Source organism: Puniceibacterium sp. IMCC21224 (assembly GCF_001038505.1).
GTDB lineage: Bacteria > Pseudomonadota > Alphaproteobacteria > Rhodobacterales > Rhodobacteraceae > Puniceibacterium.
In genome coordinates this window covers 3,049,089-3,066,736 of record NZ_LDPY01000001.1, presented here as the reverse complement: position 1 = coordinate 3,066,736, position 17,648 = coordinate 3,049,089, and the positions used below count along the sequence as shown (strand labels likewise).

The 17,648-nt window shown below is 62.1% G+C and carries 13 protein-coding genes and 1 riboswitch; of the genes, 1 reads left to right on the top strand and 12 read right to left on the bottom strand.

Annotated elements, in window-relative coordinates:
* Positions 1-59: 59 nt before the first annotated feature.
* Positions 60-827, bottom strand: coding sequence for a sugar transferase (locus tag IMCC21224_RS14120; RefSeq protein WP_369796025.1), 768 nt, complete (start codon positions 825-827; stop codon positions 60-62).
* A gap of 464 nt (positions 828-1,291) precedes the next feature.
* Complete coding sequence (locus tag IMCC21224_RS14115) at positions 1,292-2,047, bottom strand: GntR family transcriptional regulator (protein ID WP_047995898.1); 756 nt, start codon at positions 2,045-2,047, stop codon at positions 1,292-1,294.
* A gap of 190 nt (positions 2,048-2,237) precedes the next feature.
* Between IMCC21224_RS14115 and IMCC21224_RS14110 the strand changes: the two genes are divergently transcribed.
* The gene (locus IMCC21224_RS14110) at positions 2,238-3,422 is read left to right on the top strand and encodes a cytochrome P450 (protein ID WP_156178271.1); all 1,185 of its coding nucleotides are present in this window, start codon (positions 2,238-2,240) and stop codon (positions 3,420-3,422) included.
* A 268-nt stretch (positions 3,423-3,690) separates the two neighbouring features.
* Here the strand turns inward: IMCC21224_RS14110 and IMCC21224_RS14105 are convergent, their stop codons facing one another.
* The 10 genes from IMCC21224_RS14105 to nirB all read right to left on the bottom strand — a co-directional run bounded on the left by IMCC21224_RS14105 (position 3,691) and on the right by nirB (position 17,642).
* Positions 3,691-6,789 (bottom strand): efflux RND transporter permease subunit, encoded by a 3,099-nt coding sequence (locus tag IMCC21224_RS14105; RefSeq protein WP_047995896.1) that lies wholly within the window; start codon positions 6,787-6,789, stop codon positions 3,691-3,693.
* A gap of 10 nt (positions 6,790-6,799) precedes the next feature.
* Complete coding sequence (locus IMCC21224_RS14100; RefSeq protein ID WP_231582089.1) at positions 6,800-7,963, bottom strand: efflux RND transporter periplasmic adaptor subunit; 1,164 nt, start codon at positions 7,961-7,963, stop codon at positions 6,800-6,802.
* A 235-nt stretch (positions 7,964-8,198) separates the two neighbouring features.
* A complete protein-coding gene (locus tag IMCC21224_RS14095; protein ID WP_231582088.1) occupies positions 8,199-8,546 on the bottom strand; it encodes a hypothetical protein in 348 nt (115 codons plus the stop codon).
* Between the two features lie 83 nt (positions 8,547-8,629).
* The gene (locus tag IMCC21224_RS28545) at positions 8,630-8,794 is read right to left on the bottom strand and encodes a hypothetical protein (protein ID WP_231582087.1); all 165 of its coding nucleotides are present in this window, start codon (positions 8,792-8,794) and stop codon (positions 8,630-8,632) included.
* Positions 8,794-9,216 (bottom strand): arginase family protein, encoded by a 423-nt coding sequence (locus tag IMCC21224_RS28540; RefSeq protein WP_053078981.1) that lies wholly within the window; start codon positions 9,214-9,216, stop codon positions 8,794-8,796. The genes IMCC21224_RS28545 and IMCC21224_RS28540 overlap by 1 nt, the downstream gene beginning before the upstream one ends.
* A 300-nt stretch (positions 9,217-9,516) precedes the next feature.
* Positions 9,517-9,625: riboswitch (guanidine-I (ykkC/yxkD leader) on the bottom strand.
* Positions 9,626-9,835: 210 nt separating this feature from the next.
* A complete protein-coding gene (gene cysG, locus IMCC21224_RS14085) occupies positions 9,836-11,242 on the bottom strand; it encodes a siroheme synthase CysG (protein WP_047995893.1) in 1,407 nt (468 codons plus the stop codon).
* Positions 11,243-11,267: 25 nt separating this feature from the next.
* On the bottom strand, positions 11,268-12,248 hold the full coding sequence (locus tag IMCC21224_RS14080) for a glycosyl transferase family protein (RefSeq protein ID WP_047995892.1): 981 nt from the start codon (positions 12,246-12,248) through the stop codon (positions 11,268-11,270).
* Entirely contained in the window at positions 12,245-14,872 is a 2,628-nt protein-coding gene (locus tag IMCC21224_RS14075; RefSeq protein WP_047995891.1) for a nitrate reductase, read from the bottom strand. The genes IMCC21224_RS14080 and IMCC21224_RS14075 overlap by 4 nt, the downstream gene beginning before the upstream one ends.
* Positions 14,869-15,204, bottom strand: a complete 336-nt coding sequence (gene nirD / locus IMCC21224_RS14070) for a nitrite reductase small subunit NirD (protein WP_047995890.1) — start codon at positions 15,202-15,204, stop codon at positions 14,869-14,871. Before nirD ends, IMCC21224_RS14075 begins: the two co-directional genes overlap by 4 nt.
* A complete protein-coding gene (gene nirB, locus IMCC21224_RS14065; RefSeq protein WP_047995889.1) occupies positions 15,201-17,642 on the bottom strand; it encodes a nitrite reductase large subunit NirB in 2,442 nt (813 codons plus the stop codon). Before nirB ends, nirD begins: the two co-directional genes overlap by 4 nt.
* Between the last annotated feature and the right edge of the window lie 6 nt (positions 17,643-17,648).

The window sequence follows — 17,648 nt, the reverse complement described above, 5'->3', positions numbered from 1 at the left end:
CCAAAATTAGCTGACAGTCGGTATCCGGACGGTCGCCGTTGTTCACCGGAGGCCCGGTTCTAGCAGCCAGTGCGATCAGTCACGGCACGCGCGGTTTTCACAAGCAGCTTGATATCCGTCAAAAATGAGACTGTTGAGACATAGGTTACGTCTAACATCACACGTTCTTCATAGCTTACGTTGTTGCGTCCTGAGACTTGCCACAAACCGGTGATACCAGGGCGCATAGACAGATAGGCGGTGCGCATGGCGCCGTAGCGGCGCAGTTCGGCGCGCACGACGGGGCGAGGCCCGACAAAGCTCATTTCGCCAGCAAGCACGTTCCAGATTTGCGGCAACTCATCCAGGCTGCTTGCACGCAGGAATGCCCCCAACCGTGTGATGCGCGGATCATTGGTCAATTTAAAGCCGCAGGCCCATTCGGCGGCAGCTTCGGGATTTTCGACGAGATATGTCTTGAGGCGCTGCTCGGCATTAATTTGCATCGTCCGGATCTTCCAGCATCGAAAGCTCTGGCCGTGACGACCGATTCTGCGATGGCCATAAAAGCCAGACCCGCCGTCCCGTACGGTGAATGCCCAAAGAACCGCGATTATCGGTAGAATGATGGGCAGTAAAACCATAGCAAGAATAAGATCAAAGGCACGCTTTACCACCATCGTATAGAGCGTGCGACTGTCCCTGCGCAGTTCGGATTTTCTGGCCTGATACGTTTGCGATGAGGCGCCGTTAGTGGCTACAAGTTCTAGAATGCTCAAAACTATTCCCTTCCGGCCGAACGCCAGGTGTCGATTTGACCTGGCCACGGTACTCAAAAACCATTTCACTGTTCGTTAACTTTTATTAACACGTTCATAGTAGGAGCAGATTGTGATGCAACCGCGAAAACGTGACGGGTGGGCCTGCAGATTCGACGTGGGATTTTCCTTTGATCGGGATTTTTTTGGTTCGGTGCGCATGAGTACCGAGTGGGGAATTTTTTAATGTTCTGTTTTAAAATAGTTATTTAAGGCGTGCCGTGGATGTCGGAGATGTTGAAAGGGGACGAGACACCATTTGAATCTGGCGACTTTCATGAACACGAGCCTGAGTTCACGCGTCATTATTTTGCCCGACGGGACTCGTTTGTTTAATTCCTGAGCGACGTGCAATGCGCGTAGGCTTATGTTCAATGCCAAACGAAAACACCGCCTTTTCCGAACCAGTGCCCCGCAGATTACTATGCCGGGCTATAGATTGGTATTTTGCACGGTAGAGATGTGCGTTGACACCATTTGGGCGCGATCCCAGGTCAGGATACTTTCCTTTCAGGCGTAATTTCGACCAAAGTGATGCCCGGCACCTGATCGCGCGTGTTCGGGCCGGCGCTTAGCACGATGTCGAGATTGCGCAGCGCAAGCCGGGCATGTTCGCGCGCCAATGCCTCGGCCCTCGCGCCCTCGCGGTTGACGATGGCATCAAGAATCGCCCGGTGCTGCTCCTGCGCCACAAAGAACGACCGGCGTGTCGGCGGCGATGTTGCCTGCGCGCCAAGGAACGCGCTGGGCCCCGCCAGCGGCCGCTGGCAGATCTTGGCAAGTTCGGTTCGAAGTACCGTACTGTGGCACAGCCCGGCCAGACTCAGATGCAATTCCTCGTTCAGTGTGACGTAGCGGGCAAAGTTGATCTCGGCCTCCGAGGGGCCCAAAGCATCGTCAATCTGTTTGATAAGCGCCGTGCAGCTTTGCACCCCAGCCCGTGTTGCGCCCTGTTCCGCGGCCATCCGAAAGGCGGCGCCCTCAAGCACCCCGCGCAGTTCTATCGTGTCCATCACGTCACGGCGGGAAAAGCTGACGACCCGACAACCGCCGGCAGGAAGCCGTTCCAGCAGCCCCTGCTCGACCAGTTCACGCATTGCCTCGCGCAGGGGAGTGCGGGAAATCCCCAGTTCTTCGGCAAGGGCGACCTCGGACAGTCGCGTGCCTTTAGCCAGATCGCCGATCAGAATCCGATCGCGCAAGCCGCTTATGGCACGCTGATACCGGGAGTTTTTTTCAATATCAGCCAAGGGACCTCTCGCGGTTAAGGGCAAAATTTGTATACAATGGGAGGAACGATCACCTCTTTTAGGTTGATATTAGTCAGTTTAACGCTGATTGTCCCCTGATTTCGCGCAGATCGACAAATTCATGTCGACAAAATACCGGATTTCTGGAATGACCTAGAGTGTTATCATGATCAAACCCGGGATACGCGCTATGTCAGTCAGCCTTCTTGCCCCTCTTGATACCGCGATCACCATCGACCAGCTGGTAACGGATCCGTATACGATCTACCGCCGTCTGCGGGCGCAAAGCCCGGTGTTGCGAGTGCAGTCGGTTGGCCGCACCCTGCTGACCAAGGCCGAAGATACCAAGATGGTCAAAGACAATCCCGTGCTTTTCAGTTCGGATGATCCTAACACGCCGATGAAACGCGCCTTTAATGCTCACACGCTGATGCGCAAGGACGGGGCGGAACATCTGCGCGAACGCAATGCCATGGCACCGGCCTTTAGTGCCAGGACGATCAAAAACGAATGGATCCCGCGCTATCACGAGGTGGCCTCGGCCTATCTCGACCGTCTGCCGCGCGGTGAGGTGGTGGACCTGTTTGGTGCGCTTGCCGCGCCCTATGCGGCCCGCGGTCTGGCGGTTCTGCTGGGGATTGAAGAAGCGACAGATCGGCAGATGGAGGATTGGTCGCAGATCCTGATTGATGCGGCCGGCAATTTTGGCTGGGATCCAGAACCGTTCGTGCGCTCGGATCAGGCCAACGGCGTGATGAATGCGCTGTTTGACAGCCTGCATGACCGCCATCGCGCCGAACCCAACAGCAGCGCCTTTTCGGTGATGCTAAACGCCGAGGATCCGATTCCGGTGTCGCAGATGCATGCCAACCTCAAGATTGCGATTGGCGGCGGGATCAACGAACCGCGTGATGCGCTGTGTACGATCCTGTACGGGCTGCTGACCAACCCGGACCAGCTGGAAGAGGTCAAAGCCAACGCAGACTGGACCCGCGCCTTTGAAGAGGGGGTGCGCTGGGTTGCGCCGATTCAGGCGTCATCGCGGCTAGTGACCGAAGATACCGAAATCCGCGGCTGCCTGATCCCCAAAGGGGACACGGTGATGACGATACAGGCCTCATCGAACCGCGATGAAGATATCTATGAGGATGGTGAGACGTTCAACGTCTACCGCGCCAAGGCGCCGCATCAGGCCTTTGGCAACGGCCCGCATTTCTGTCAGGGCACCCATGTCGCCCGCCGCGCCGTCGGCGAGGTGATGTTGCCAATGATTTTTGATCGCTTTCCCAACATGCGGTTGGCGGAGGCCGGGGATGTGGTCTGGCGCGGCTTTGGCTTTCGCGGACCGATCAACTTGCCAGTGGTTCTGAACTAGGCACCGTCGTTGTCACACGTGAATAGCGACAGTTTCATTCCAAGCCGAAGGTGGACGATCCCCCTGTCCGCCGGCGTCGATGGTGCCGCAATAGTTGATTCTGCTGATTTCGCGAACGGGCTGGGCGAGGGACGAACAGCGGTGTTGTTGGCAATCTGGCGACTGACCTGAAGTGTTGATGGCCCGTGACCCCACGCGGTGCAGTATCGACCCGAGATGGGTGATCAATTCCGGTGCGTTGATGTTCTGATGGTGCGGATCACCGGTTTCAGATGGTTTCGGCCTCTTGCAGCTCTCGCACCAGACGCGCCTGTTCTTCGGCCTTGGGCGCCGAGAGGCCGGCCAGCAGCAGATAGGCCACCGGCGTCAGATACAGTGTCGAGAGCGTCGCGAGCCCCAGCCCACCCACGATGACCCATCCCAGCGCCTCGCGCGCTTCGGCCCCGGCGCCCGACGACAGGATCAGCGGCACGCCCCCCAACACGGTTGAAATCATTGTCATCATCACTGGTCGCAGCCGCACGGTAGAGGCGTCAAATATCGCGTCAGCGACCGATGCCCCATTGTCCCGCAGCTGGTTGGCAAATTCGACGATCAGAATGCCATTCTTGGCCATGATTCCGATCAGCATGACCAGCCCGATCTGGCTGTATACGTTCAGGCTTAGCCCCGAAAACACCAGCGCAAAAGCCGCGCAGGCCAGCCCCAGCGGCACGGTCGCCATGACCACGATCGCGGAAATAAAGCTCTCGAATTGTGCCGACAGAACCAGAAACACCACGAGGATTGCAAAACCAAAGGTCAGCAACAGGCCGTTGGCGGTCTCGTCTAGCGTTGCAGCTTCGGCTAGGGGGACGATGCGGTTCTCTTCGGCCAGAATGTCGCTGGCCAGTGCCTCGACCTGCGACAGCGCGTCCCCCAGCGCCAGCTGCGGTGTCAGTCCAGCGGAAATTTCGACCGCGCGCCCTTGTCCTTCGCGGTTCAGTTCGGGGGCGATGGCGCGCTCTTCGAGCGACACAAAGGTCGACATCGGCACCATCTGCCCGCCTTGTGCGCGGACAAATATATTCTCCAGATCGCCGGGGTCGTTCACCGGGTCCGTGGTCGACAGCATTTGCACATCATAACTCTGATCCGCGACAAACACCGTGCCGACGCTGCGCCCGTCCAGAACCGCGCGCAACGCGTCGCCCAGGCCGCTGATGTCGATGCCCAGATCGGATGCGCGGGTGCGGTCAATCTCGATAAACAATTGCGGCTGCGTGGTCTCGTATTCCAGCCGGACCTGACCCATCGCGGGGTTTTCCTGCATCTTTGCCACCAGCCGCTCGGAAACCTCGGCCAGCTGGTCATAGCTGTCGCCGGTGATGGCAAAGGTCAGGCCACGTCCGGCGCCGCGAATGCCCAGTGAATTGGGCTGGATGGCAAAGGCGCGCACGCCGATGATGTTGCGCAGCTTGCCGTTGATCTCGGCCACAATCTCGGACTGTGCGCGGTCGCGCTGATCCCAGCGGGCCAGCGACATGACCATAAAGCCCGAGTTGCCAGAGCCAAAGCCGGTGATCGAAAAGACGTTGGTGATCTCGCCACTTTCGACCAATGGTTGCAGCGTGGCTTCGATTTCGGCCATTTTAGAGGTGGTGTAGTTCAGCGATACGCCCTGCGGTGCTGACACCCGCAGCAGCGCCACGGCGCGATCCTCGGGCGGGGTCAGCTCCTGCCGGATGCCGCCCGCGACGAACACAGCCGTCACGGCAAACAGCCCGGCAGCCAGCACGATCACCAGTGGCACCGACAGCGCCCACCGCAACGTCGTGGCATAAAGATCGCCCAGCCGATTGCCGAGCCAAACCATCGGCCCGCGCGGGTCCTTTTTCTGTTCTTTCAACAGTTTGCTGGCCAGAACCGGGCAGAGAGTCAGCGCCACCACGGACGAAATCATCACCGCAATTGCGAGGGTAAAGCCGAACTCACGGAACAAACCACCCGCCTGTCCCGGCAGAAACGACAGTGGGATGAACACTGCTGCCAGCGTCGCAGTCGTGGTCACAACAGCAAAGAACACCTGCTGCGTCCCCAGCACGGCGGCGGCGCGTGGTCCCATCCCCTCGGATCGGCGGCGGACGATGTTTTCCAGCACAACGATGGCGTCATCAACCACCATGCCGGTGGCCAGCACCAGCGCCAGCAGCGTCAGAATGTTGACCGAAAACCCAGCCAAATAGATTGCCGCCAGCGTGCCGATCAACGCCACCGGCAGGGTCAGCGTCGGGATCAGTGTCGCATTCACGTCGCGCAGAAACACAAAGATCACCACTACAACGATGGCGATGGCCAGCCCCAGTGTCTTGAGCACTTCTTCGATCGAGCCGTTGATAAACACGGCATCATCCGATGTGACAAAGATGTTCACGTCATCGGGCAGGCTCTGGTCCAGCTCTTTGACCACCTCGTGAACGGCGGCCGAGATTTCGAGGGTGTTCGACGTCGCCTGTCGGATCACGCCAAGCCCCAGACCGGTTTCGCCATTGGCGCGCAACAGCGTCTCGTTCGGGGCAGGGCCAAGCGTCACCGAGGCGATATCGCCCAGGATTACGTTGTCGGCGATCCTCAGCGCCTCGAACGCGGCGGGTGTGGTGATCGTCGCCGTGGTGCGCACGTTCAGTGTCTGGCGGTCCCCGGTTAGATCGCCGGCCGGGGCGTCATAGGCGATGGTGCCCAGTGCGCTGCGCAGATCAGCAAGGGTCAGGCCCCGGCTGGCCAGCTCCATCTGGTTGATATCGACGCGAAAGATCGGTTCGCGATCGCCGTAGATTTGCAGATCGGCTACGCCGTTGATCGAAATCATCCGATCCTCGACCCGCTCGCGCACGATCTGCGTCAGCTCTTGTGGTGAACGCCGGGCCGAGGTTACGGCCACCCGCACCACGGGCTGGGCGTTGGCGTCGGCCTTGACGATCTCGGGTTGATCGGAATCGTCCGGCAGATTGTTGGCAATGCGCGCGACAGCGTCGCGGGTGTCGGTCGCGGCCACGTCCAGATCGACGTTGTCGTCAAATTCCAGTGTCACCCGGCTGCGGCCAAAGCGTGAATTCGATGACAGACTGCGCACCCCGGCGACCCGGCCCACGGCACCTTCGACCCGCGAAGTGATTTCCTGATCCACTGTTTCCGCCGAGGCACCGTCGAACCGCGTCGTGACGGTGATCACTGGCCGGTCCACATCCGGGAGTTCGCGGATCTCGACCCCGAACAGAGCAGCTAACCCGGCAATCACAATCAGCGCGTTGAGGACAAAGGCCAGAATCGGACGCTGCACAAATAGCGCGGTTCCAGTGGTTTTGGGGGCGGTTGGCGTCTCAGACATGTTGCGATCCTTAGCCGTTTCGGCGGTCGGTCACCGCGGCGCTTGCGCCTTCTGGCGCGTCCTGACCTGCAACGCTGACCTCAGTGCCGGGGCGCAGCGATTGCACGCCTTCGGTCACCACCAGATCGCCGAGGGCAAGCGCACCCTCGACCAGTACGGAATCGCTGTTGCGCTGGCGGATCACGATGGGCACGCGCACCGCCTTGCCGTCGCGCACCGCCCAGACATATGACCCGTCCGACGACCATTGTACCGATAACGGGTTGATCGACGGATAGCTTTCGCCCGCGAACCGCAGCAGCACGGAAAAGGCCATTCCCGCCCGCAGCCGGTCGTTGGCATTGGCGATCCGCGCCTGAATCCGCAGGGTGCGACTGGCCCGGTCGACGATGTTGTCAAGCGCGCTGATCTCTCCCTCCATGGTTTGCGATCGGTTGGCCAGAGGTGCCAGTGTCACCGTCATGCCGGGGGTGATCTGGCCGATAACCCGTTCCGGCACGTGAAAATCAATCAGGATCTGCGACCGGTCGGTAATCACGGCCAGCGCATCCTGCGCGCTGACGCGATCGCCCTCATCAACCTCAAGAATACCGATCCAGCCACTGATCGGGGCGCGGATCTCGCGCCGGTCGAGGTCAAATTCGGCCTGGCGCAGCTCAAGCTCGGCGGTGCGCAGGGCCAGTTGCGCCTCGCGGATGCGCACCGCTGTGACGGCACCGGAATTACCCAGGGCCGACAGGCGGTCGACATCCTCTTGGGCATCAACCTGCATCAGCCGCGCGCGTTCCAGCGCGATTTGCTCGGCCTCGTCATCCAGCGCCATCATGACCGCGCCCTCGGTGACATGGGCACCGGCGTCGAAACCAATCCGGGTGATGGTGCCTGTCACTTTGGGGCGCACGGTGACAGACCGCAGGGCGCGCCCGTCGCCCACGGCGGTGATACGGTCGTTCAGCACGCCCTGCGTCACGGCGACGGCAATCACTTGCGTCGCCCCGCCACCACCGCGTTGCTGGGTCGCGCCGTCGCTTTGCGCGGCTTCGGCCATATCGATGCCAAGCGCGTCGAGCAGGCCGACACGATCAAGCCAACCCGCGGCCGAGGGCACATAAGTGACCCAGACAGCAATCGTTCCTGCAATAACGATGAGACCCAGAATGATCTGTTTCAGCATTCCCATACCCGCTTAGGTTTCCGCAATTTAGCCGCTATGGTACCCGCTTTATCTGAACAGCAGCGGCGGACGGTGTAAATTCTGCGCAAGCTAGCTGAAAAGTGACCGCGACCGACAAAAAACCCGCGACCCGTCGCTCAAACTTGCGTCATGTCGGGCAGGCGGGCGGCAGAAGGCGCTTCGCAGGACGCTGGACTTGCAATCGACCGTTGCAGCGCAAAGAGACGCGCGGCTGTCAGGGAACGTCGCGGCCCGAAAGAAACTGGCGGATATCGATCATCTGCTTTTCGTCGAGCGAAACATAGACCAGATCCATGTTGGTACGCTCCGTCACCATTCCGCCGGGATAGGGCAGATAGGACAATTCCCGCGACCCAAAGGATGGCGATGCGGTGCCGACCTGCCATTCGGTGGTCAGCTTTACATCCACCAGTTTGAGAGACAGCCCCCCGGCGCGCCCCGGCTTTTCGAGCGGGACACCGGCCAGACGCAGGTAAGACATCTTGTCCCGCGCCTGCGTGAAGCCGTCGATGAACTGCGCCGAAAGGATCTGCAATTCCGCCGCGTGGTCGTGTCGATGCATGTGACTGTGTAAATGGTCCGAGTCCTGCGGATGGTTATGATCGTGGGGATGGGGGTGGTCATGGTGATGATGATCATGCGGCATCAGTCGCGCACCTTTGGTCGGGTGGTCCAGCGCTTGCCATCGCGCGCCTCGTCATCGTCGCCCATCGGGATGCTGACCGGTTTGTCGATGTGTTTTCGATGTTTGCCCAGCGTGCCGTTCGATACCATCGCGCCCAGCACATCGACGATGACGCGGGTCCCCATCAGGGCCGTGACCTCGGACTGGTCATAGGGCGGCGACACCTCGACCCGCATATACCCTCGGCCGCGACTTCGGACGCCTGGGCCAAGGATTCGCGCGGGAGGACGCCGCCGGGTTCGGGCCAGCCGGTGCCGGGAACAAAGCCGCAGTCGATGCTGTCGATGTCAAAGGACAAATACACCATATCGCCCCCGTCCCAGGCTATTTCCAGCGCCATTTCGGCGGTCTTGTCGACGCCCATCTTTTCCATATCGGACATGGTGATGATGTTGGTGTTGCGTTCGCGCGCGACCTTGGCCGCCAGCGTATTGGTGTTCACCACCATCAGGTCGATGATCTCGCCGGGGATGTCGGCGCTGTCGAACAGCAGATTGGCGGCCGGATCCTCCATCATGGTTGAAACGAGCGGGTTCCACGTCACCATCGCCTGCACGTCATCGGTGGCAAGGGCGCGATCATATCGGCGTCCGAGGTGTTGATCACCGCGTCAAGGTCGCCTTCGGACAGGCCCACGGCATCCAGCCGACATAAATCGACCACGCCACGTGAAGTCGGTCTTTCCTTGCGCCATCGCGGCCGGTGCGGACAACAGCGCCGCCCCCAGTGCCAGAGTTGAGATGAGTTTCGGTTTGGAACATGGTCTTCCCCTCAGACTAGTCCCGCTATGATCCTGTAAGCCGGGCGCCGTGCGGAACGTAAGAGAGCAGGCCAGACCGGTGCAGTACTCTCCTGAGATTTTGTCCGGCCGTGTACCAATGGGGAATTAGCCCCATCGGCGGTATCTCTTGAACCTGACCCATCGTTTCGACGGCGGAACCCTAGACACCTGCACAGTCAACGCAGCACGGGGATGCCGCTGGACCAAGACATATCCGGTTTTCCTTATAGCCGTTCCCAGCTTCGCCAGAACAGCGGGTACCACAGCCCAGATCGCCCAGTATGCGGACAGATGTGAATCGTGATTGTCGCTCTTATGCCCCGAGGTGTGATCCTCGGCTTCTGGCAGGGGGTGCTGCTGGCGGACCTCGCAATTGTCGCGGGTATCAGACCGCGACGCGCAGCGCGCGGGGCATCACATGGACCGGCGCAGCCAGGGCTTTGGGCACACGTACCAGCAACACCGCCTGTCCGCGGATCGCGTGGGCTGTCAATGTGGCGGGCAACGTCCCAAGCGTGCAACTGACCAGTTGCTGACGCGGGGTGCTGACGCTGGCGGCGATGTGAACCTCGGCCTGCGGACCGACCCCAGAGGCAAGGATACTGGCCTGCACCTCGGACGCGGCACCAACGGCCATATAATAGGCCAGCGTCGTGCCCTCGCGGGCGTGACGGCCCCAGTCGGGCTGCGGATCACCCGCGCGGCAGGCGCCGGTGGCAAAGACCAGGGTGTCGGTCTGCCCGCGTTCGGTCAGGGATCGGTGCAGCGCGGCTGCGGCGGCGGATGCGGCGGTGATCCCCGGTACAACTTCGATCTCAATGCCGTTGGCGTCGGCCGCGGCCATCTCTTCTGTGGCACGGCCATAGATCATCGGATCGCCGGATTTCAACCGCACGACCCGTTTGCCAGCCTTGGCAGCCGCCACGATCACCGCGTCGATTCGTTCCTGCGGCCAGGCCGAAGCACCCACGACCTTGCCCACGAACACCCGTTCCGCATCGCGTCGCGCCAGTTCCAGCACGTCGGGATCGACCAGCCGGTCGTAAAAGATCACATCCGCCTCTTGCAGGCGCTGCACCGCGCGCAGGGTCAGAAGATCGCGCGCGCCGGGGCCTGCGCCAACCAGTGCAATGCTACCGACTGTGGCGGTGTCACGTGGCGCACCACCTGCTGCGATGGCATGTTTGAGCAGGCTCGCCGCCTCACGCTCGGCCCCGCGGACCCAGGTGGCGCGAGGCGTTTCGGCAAAGACCCAGCGCCAAAAGGCGCGACGATCGGCCTTTGGCACCTTGGCCGCAACAGCACTGCGCAGCCGACCGGCGAGTGCTGCAAACCCGCCTAGCGTCGGCGGCAGCATCGCCTCGATATCGGTCTTGATCTGGCGCGCCAGAACCGGGGCGGTGCCTTCGGTGCCGATGGCGACGACCACGGGATCGCGGTCCACCAGCGATGGCGTGGTGATGTCACACAGGTCCGGCTGGTCGACGACATTGACCAACGCGCCCGCCGACTTGGCCAGTGCATGCAGCGCCGCGTCGAGCCCGGGGCAGCCGGTGCCGATGAAACACATCGCGGCATCCGCGAAACTTGCGGCCGTCACCGGGCCACTGTCGTGATCGGCCTTGTCGGCAGCAACAAGCGCGGCCAACTCGGGGTCAAGCGAGGGCGCGAGCAGGACGATCCGCCCTTCGGTCTTGAGCATCAGTCGCGCCTTTTGCGCCGCCTGTTCGCCACCACCGGCAATGACGATCCGCCGACCTTCGCAGCGGATGAACATCGGAAAACTTTTCATCTGTCGTGCTCCTTATGCCGTAAATCTACGCCGCCAGCGCGATGCGCCGCGCTGACCACAGGTCCTGTGCCAGCGCCAGCCCGGCCCCCTCGGCCGCGCGCCCACAGGTTTCGAGGGCGATCGCAGCCGTCCCCAGAACGATTTCGTGCGCAAAGGCATCTTCCAGATCGCCGCGCCACAGCGCGCGCAGGTCGGCAGGGGCGTTCTGGGTTTCGGCCAGCCGGCGGTGCTCGGGTGTCAGGGCGGGCGTGTGGCGGGTAAAGGCCACACCGTCGCGCAGGCCAAAGATCGTGATATCCTTGCCGGGATGGCGTTCGAATTCGCCGCCACCGCCCTTGATCACCGACAGATCGCGCAGGCCCATCAGCGCCGCAGCATCCTGTTGCAAGGGGCGGTAGCCGGGGTGAAACACACCCTGAACGACGGCGCCGGCACCGCCCGGGTTCATCATCCGTACGACCGTGTTCATGATGGACCTCAGGCCCAGAATTTCACGCAGACGCAGAACGCGGTGCGCCTCAGGAGACAGGATTTCCAGCGGCGCATACGCAAAATTACTCTTGGCCAGATGATCCCCCGCCTCGGCCACCGATTGCGCCTGCGGTAGGCCCAGAAGGTCGAGCGCGGCGCGCACATCCGCCACCGGCGACTGAAAGGCATTCCAGCCATGCATCAGTACCGGCACGCCGGCCTGCGCCACCAGTAGCGCCGACAGCACAAACCACGGCAGGCCGCGCGTCCGCCCCGCCGCATAGGCGGGCCAGTCCAGTGCAGGCCGCAGTCCGGTCCAATGGGGCAGTGACGGGCGCACGGCCTGTGCAAAGCCCGCCAGTTCCTCGGCGGTTTCACCGCGATAGCGCAGTACCATCAACAGGGCGCCAACGGCCTCGGGTTCAGCCTTGCCGCTCAGGATTAGGGTCATCGCAGCCTGCGCCTCATCAAGGCTCAGCGTGCGGCCACGGCCAGGTCCGCGCGCCACGTTTCTGACGTAGGGGGCCAGACTCATTCTGCCGCCTCGCGCATCTGGACCCGCGCCAGCAGCGCCGCAATCTCGGGGCGGCAAGAGCCGCAGCTGGTGCCTGCACCCAGTGCCGCACCAATCGCCTCGACCGTCATCAGGCCTTGGGTTTCGATCCCGGTGACGATGGTGTTGATCCCGACATTCAGGCAGGCGCACAGTGTTGGCCCCGGATCCGGGAGGTCCGCACCGGGACGCCCGGACAGCACCGATTTCGCTTCGCTCCCCAAGAGCTCGGCCAGATGTTGGCGCGCGACGGCGACTGGTCCCGGTGCGACAAACAGCGCCCCGCGCAGACGGCCCCCGGACAGAAAGGCAACCCGCGCCGTGCCGCGTGCCGGATCATTCAGCGTCACTGCCTCGGCCTCGTTACAGCCCAGCAGGCGGCGGGCGTACTCCTCCCAATCGGCGACGTCGGTGTCGCCGGCCAGATCAATGCGCCAGCCTGCTTCGGCCGGGGTGATGGCCCAATAGGCCGCGTCGGGCTGTGGGCGGTCGACGCTGACGGCAAAGCCGAACCAGCGCGCGGGGAACCGGGTCACACTGGTGACGGCGGCCTTGCTCTCGGGCTGGCCCGACACGGGATCGACAGCATTCGGCACAAGCGTATCAACCCGCGCCGCTGCTGCATTAATCCCGGTCCAGTGCATCGGCACAAAAATTTGCCCGCGCTGCACCCGGTCGGTCACAAGTGCGCGCACCAGCGCGCGACCGTGGGCGTTCTTCAGTACCACCAGATCAGCAGGCTTCAGGTCCAGAGCAGTGGCATCGTCGGGATGAATTTCGGCAAAGGGTTCGGCCAGATGACGACCCAGACGCGGTGATTTTCCGGTGCGGGTCATGGTGTGCCACTGGTCGCGTATGCGTCCGGTGTTCAGCACAAAGGGATATTCGGATGTGGTCACAGATGCGGGCGCGCGTGGTGTCAGCGCCAGCATCCGCGCGCGGCCATCGGCGGTAAAAAAGCCACCTGCTCCAAAGAACCGCCCGCCGCTGTGCAGGGTGCCGTTCTGTGCCGTGACGGGCCAGCGCACCGGGGTCATGGCCTCATACCCCGCCGGGCTGATATCGCTTAGCCCCGAGATGTCGAAATCTTTGCCAAAGCGGGCGGCAACGCCTGAAAGCGCCGCATATTCGGTAAATATCTCGGCTGGGCTTTCATAATCGAACGCCGCGCGCCAGCCCATCCGCCGACCCACATCGGCCAGAATGTCCCAGTCGGCGCGGGCCTGTCCGGGGGCGGGAAGGGCGAGGCGCTGGCGGCTGATGACGCGCTCGGAATTGGTGACGGTGCCGTCCTTTTCGCCCCAGCCGGTTGCGGGCAGCAGTACATGCGCCAGCCGCGCGGTGTCGGTTTGCGCCGTTACATCAGAGACCACGACAAAATCGCAGCCCCGGATCGCGTCGCGCACGGCATCTGCGTCGGGCATTGATACGGCGGGGTTGGTGCAGATGATCCAAATCGCCTTGATCCGGCCATCGGCGACGGCCTCGAACATATCGACAGCCTTGAACCCCTGAGCATCGGCCATGGTCGGTGCGTTCCAGAATGTCTTGACCGCCTGCCGGTGTGTTGCATCCTCAAGATCCAGATGACAGGCCAGCATATTGGCCAACCCGCCAACCTCGCGCCCACCCATGGCATTTGGTTGTCCGGTGACGCTGAACGGGCCCATGCCGGCATGGCCGATGCGACCGGTTGCCAGATGGCAGTTGACGATGGCGTTGACCTTGTCGGTGCCGCTGGAGGATTGGTTCACCCCCTGGCTGAAGATCGTCACCACCTTGTCGGTGCGAATCCAAAGGCGGACAAACGCCTCGATCTCTTCGGCGTTCAGGCCAGTTTCGGCGACATTCGTCATTCGGGCCGCGCGAACCGCCTCGGGAAAGCCGTTGACGTGTTGCGCGACATAGCCGGAATCCAGCGCGCCGCGCGCCTCGATCTGCGCCAGAAGATGGTTGAACAGGGCGACGTCGCTACCCGGCTTCAGCGCCAGATGCAGTTCGGCCAGATCGGAGCTGGCGGTGCGGCGCGGGTCGATGTTGATGATCTTCATCTCGGGGCGCGCGGCACGGGCCGCCACGATCCGCTGATACAGCACCGGATGGCACCAGGCGAGGTTGGACCCCACCAGAACGATCAGATCCGCCTCTTCGAGATCCTCATAGACTCCGGGCACTGTGTCGGTGCCAAAGGCGCGCCGGTGCCCCGCTACGGACGAGGCCATACAAAGCCGCGAATTCGTGTCGATATTGGCCGAACCGATGAACCCTTTCATCAGCTTGTTGGCGACATAGTAGTCTTCGGTCAGCAATTGCCCCGAAACGTAAAAGGCCACCGAATCCGGACCATGATCGCGGATGGTGTCGCGAAACCGCCCTGCCACCAGATCCAGTGCTGAGTCCCAGTCGCTGTCCTGCCCGTTCACCTGCGGTGCCAAAAGTCGGTCACCCAAACCCAGCGTTTCGCCCAGGGCGGCGCCCTTGGAACATAGCCTGCCCTTGTTGGCGGGATGCTCGGGGTCGCCCTTAATGTTTAACCCGCCCTTGCCGTCCGGCGTCGCCAGAACGCCGCAGCCGACGCCGCAATAGGGGCAGGTTGTGCGGATCATGCCGCGTCCTTTTTCGCCAGATAGGTGACATCGAGCAGCATGCGCCCACCTTCAACCCGCAGCGGATAGGTGCCGATCTGCCCCTGATCCGCGCCTTTGGCCATGCCGGTGGCGAGGTCAAAAACCCAGTTGTGCAGCGGGCAGGTGACGGATGCGCCGTGCACGATGCCCTCGGACAGCGGGCCGCCCTTGTGCGGGCAGCGGTCGTCGACGGCAAAGATTTCGTCCTTGGTTGTGCGGAACACCGCAACGCAGCCCTGCGCGGTTTTGATCACGCGGGCACCGCGTACCGGGATGGCCGTGATCGGGCCGATATCAATCCATTGAGTCATTCTGCAGCCTCCAGTGTTAGATTTGCGAGGGGGTGATAAACTTCGGCGCGTTCAGCGATGTGTTCGGCCCACGGGTCTTTCTGGTAGACGCTCTGGCTGATGGCAAAGCGGTCGATCAGGCCTTGCCGCCCCTCAAGATCCGCAACCACCCGGTCGCGCACCCAGTCCAGACCGACCTTGGCGATCCATTTGTAGGGCCGGTCAAGGTATTTGGCGTTCTCGCGGTAGAGCTGGACAAAGGCGATGGTCATGTCGATCGCCTCTTGTTCGGTGACAGCCTTGGCCAGCGGCTGAGTTTCCTTGAGGTCCATGCCCGCCGCGCCGCCGACGCTGACCTCGTAGCCGCTATCGACACAGATCACGCCGACGTCCTTGCAGGTTGCCTCGGCGCAGTTGCGTGGGCAGCCGGATACACCCAGTTTGACCTTGTGCGGGGTCCACGACCCCCAGAGCGCCTTTTCCAGCTTGATCCCCAGACCGGTGCTGTCCTGCGTCCCGAACCGGCAGTGATCGGTGCCGACGCAGGTTTTGACCGTGCGCAGCCCTTTGGAATAGGCGTGGCCGGACACCATCCCGGCCTTGTTCAGATCGGCCCAGATGGCAGGAAGGTCCTCGGACTTCACGCCCAGCAGGTCGATGCGCTGACCGCCGGTGACTTTGACGGTCGGGACGTTGTATTTGTCCGCTGCGTCTGCGATGGCGCGCAACTCTTGCGGGTTGGTGATGCCGCCCCACATGCGTGGCATGACGCTGAACGTGCCGTCTTTTTGGATGTTGGCGTGCTTGCGTTCGTTGATGAACCGGCTTTGCAGATCGTCCTTGTACTCAAGCGGCCAGTCCGCCAGCAGGTAAAAGTTCAGCGCCGGGCGGCAGACATGGCAGCCGTCGGGCGACTTCCAGCCCAGTTCTTGCCAGACGGCGGGCTGGGATTTCAGTTCCTTGGTCTTGATCAGCAGGCGCACATCCTCGTGCGTGAAATCGGTGCAGCCACAGATCGGTTGCGCTGCGGGGATGACAAAATCGTCGCCCAAAGTCACGGCAAGAACCTGTTCCACCAATCCAGTGCAGGTGCCGCAAGAGCCGGACGCCTTGGTCTGGGCGCGGACCGCCCCTAGATCTTGGGCGCCGCCCGCGATGGCGGTTACGATCTGACCTTTGCATACGCCGTTGCAGCCACAGATTTCCGCCTCAGGCGGTAAGGCTGCAACGGCCTGCAAAGGGTCCATTTGGGCACCCCCTTGAAACGAGGGGCCAAAGATCAGCGTGTCGCGCATGTCGGACACATCCGATCCGTCCTTGATCAGCCCGTGGAACCAGCCACCATCGGCAGTGTCGCCATACATCACCGCGCCAATCACGCGGTCATTTTCCAGCACCAGCCGTTTGTAGACACCACGCGCCGGGTCGCGGAAAACAATATCCTCGCGGCCCTCGCCCTCGGCAAAGTCACCGGCGCTGAACAGATCGCAGCCCGTGACCTTGAGCTTGGTCGATACCTCCTTGGGGGTGAACACCGCCTCTTGGTCCAACAACGTCGCCGCGACGACCTTGGCCTGATCATAGAGCGGGGCAACAAGGCCAAAGATCGCGCCGTTGTGTTCGACGCATTCGCCCACCGCCAGAACGTCCGGGTCCGAGGTGACCATCTGGTCGTCGACATGGATGCCCTTGCCGACAGCAAGCCCGGATGCCTGGCCCAGCGCGACCGACGGGCGGATGCCCACCGCCATCACCAGCAGGCTACAGGGAAGTTCGGTACCATCCGCCAATTCCAGGGCGCGGACATGGCCGTCTTCGCCCAATATCTGTTTTGAATTGGCCGAGCAGCAAATATTGATACCCCGGTCCACCAGTGCTTTGCGCAGCAGATACCCAGCCGCTTCGTCCAGTTGGCGATCCATCAGGTGGCCCATGATATGCACCACGGTGACATCCATGCCGCGCATCCGCAGGCCGGCAGCCGCCTCAAGCCCCAGCAGACCGCCGCCGATCACCACCGCCTTGGAACCGGGGGCGCCACCGGCGTCGATCATCCGGTTGGTGTCGTCCAGATCACGGTAGGCAATCACGCCGTCCAGATCATGCCCCGGCATCGGAATGATAAAGGGATTGGATCCGGTGCCGAACAGCAGCTTGTCATACGCCAGCTCTTCGCCGCCCTCGGTCACGACAACTTTGCGGTCACGGTCCACGGCGGCAATCTTTTCGCCAAAGCGGCAGGTGACGCCGTGGCTTTCGTACCAGGCGGCGTCGTGGGTGACGATTTCCTCGTAGGTCTTTTCTCCCGACAGCACCGGGGTCAACATGATGCGATTGTAGTTGCCGCGCGGTTCGGCGTTGAACAGCGTGACCTCGTAGGCGTCTGGATCAGCCTCAAAGAGGTGCTCGAGTGCGCGCCCCGTGGCCATGCCTGCGCCAATGACGATGAGTTTCTTCATGTCCTG

Coding starts and splice junctions, on each gene's coding strand:
- IMCC21224_RS14110 (WP_156178271.1), top strand. CDS start 2,238: ATGTCAGTCAGCCTTCTTGCCCCTCTTGATACCGCGATCACCATCGAC.
- IMCC21224_RS14105 (WP_047995896.1), bottom strand. CDS start 6,789: ATGTCTGAGACGCCAACCGCCCCCAAAACCACTGGAACCGCGCTATTT.
- IMCC21224_RS14100 (WP_231582089.1), bottom strand. CDS start 7,963: ATGCTGAAACAGATCATTCTGGGTCTCATCGTTATTGCAGGAACGATT.
- IMCC21224_RS14095 (WP_231582088.1), bottom strand. CDS start 8,546: ATGCATCGACACGACCACGCGGCGGAATTGCAGATCCTTTCGGCGCAG.
- IMCC21224_RS28545 (WP_231582087.1), bottom strand. CDS start 8,794: ATGGGGACCCGCGTCATCGTCGATGTGCTGGGCGCGATGGTATCGAAC.
- IMCC21224_RS28540 (WP_053078981.1), bottom strand. CDS start 9,216: ATGGTGACGTGGAACCCGCTCGTTTCAACCATGATGGAGGATCCGGCC.
- cysG (WP_047995893.1), bottom strand. CDS start 11,242: ATGAAAAGTTTTCCGATGTTCATCCGCTGCGAAGGTCGGCGGATCGTC.
- IMCC21224_RS14080 (WP_047995892.1), bottom strand. CDS start 12,248: ATGAGTCTGGCCCCCTACGTCAGAAACGTGGCGCGCGGACCTGGCCGT.
- IMCC21224_RS14075 (WP_047995891.1), bottom strand. CDS start 14,872: ATGATCCGCACAACCTGCCCCTATTGCGGCGTCGGCTGCGGCGTTCTG.
- nirD (WP_047995890.1), bottom strand. CDS start 15,204: ATGACTCAATGGATTGATATCGGCCCGATCACGGCCATCCCGGTACGC.
- nirB (WP_047995889.1), bottom strand. CDS start 17,642: ATGAAGAAACTCATCGTCATTGGCGCAGGCATGGCCACGGGGCGCGCA.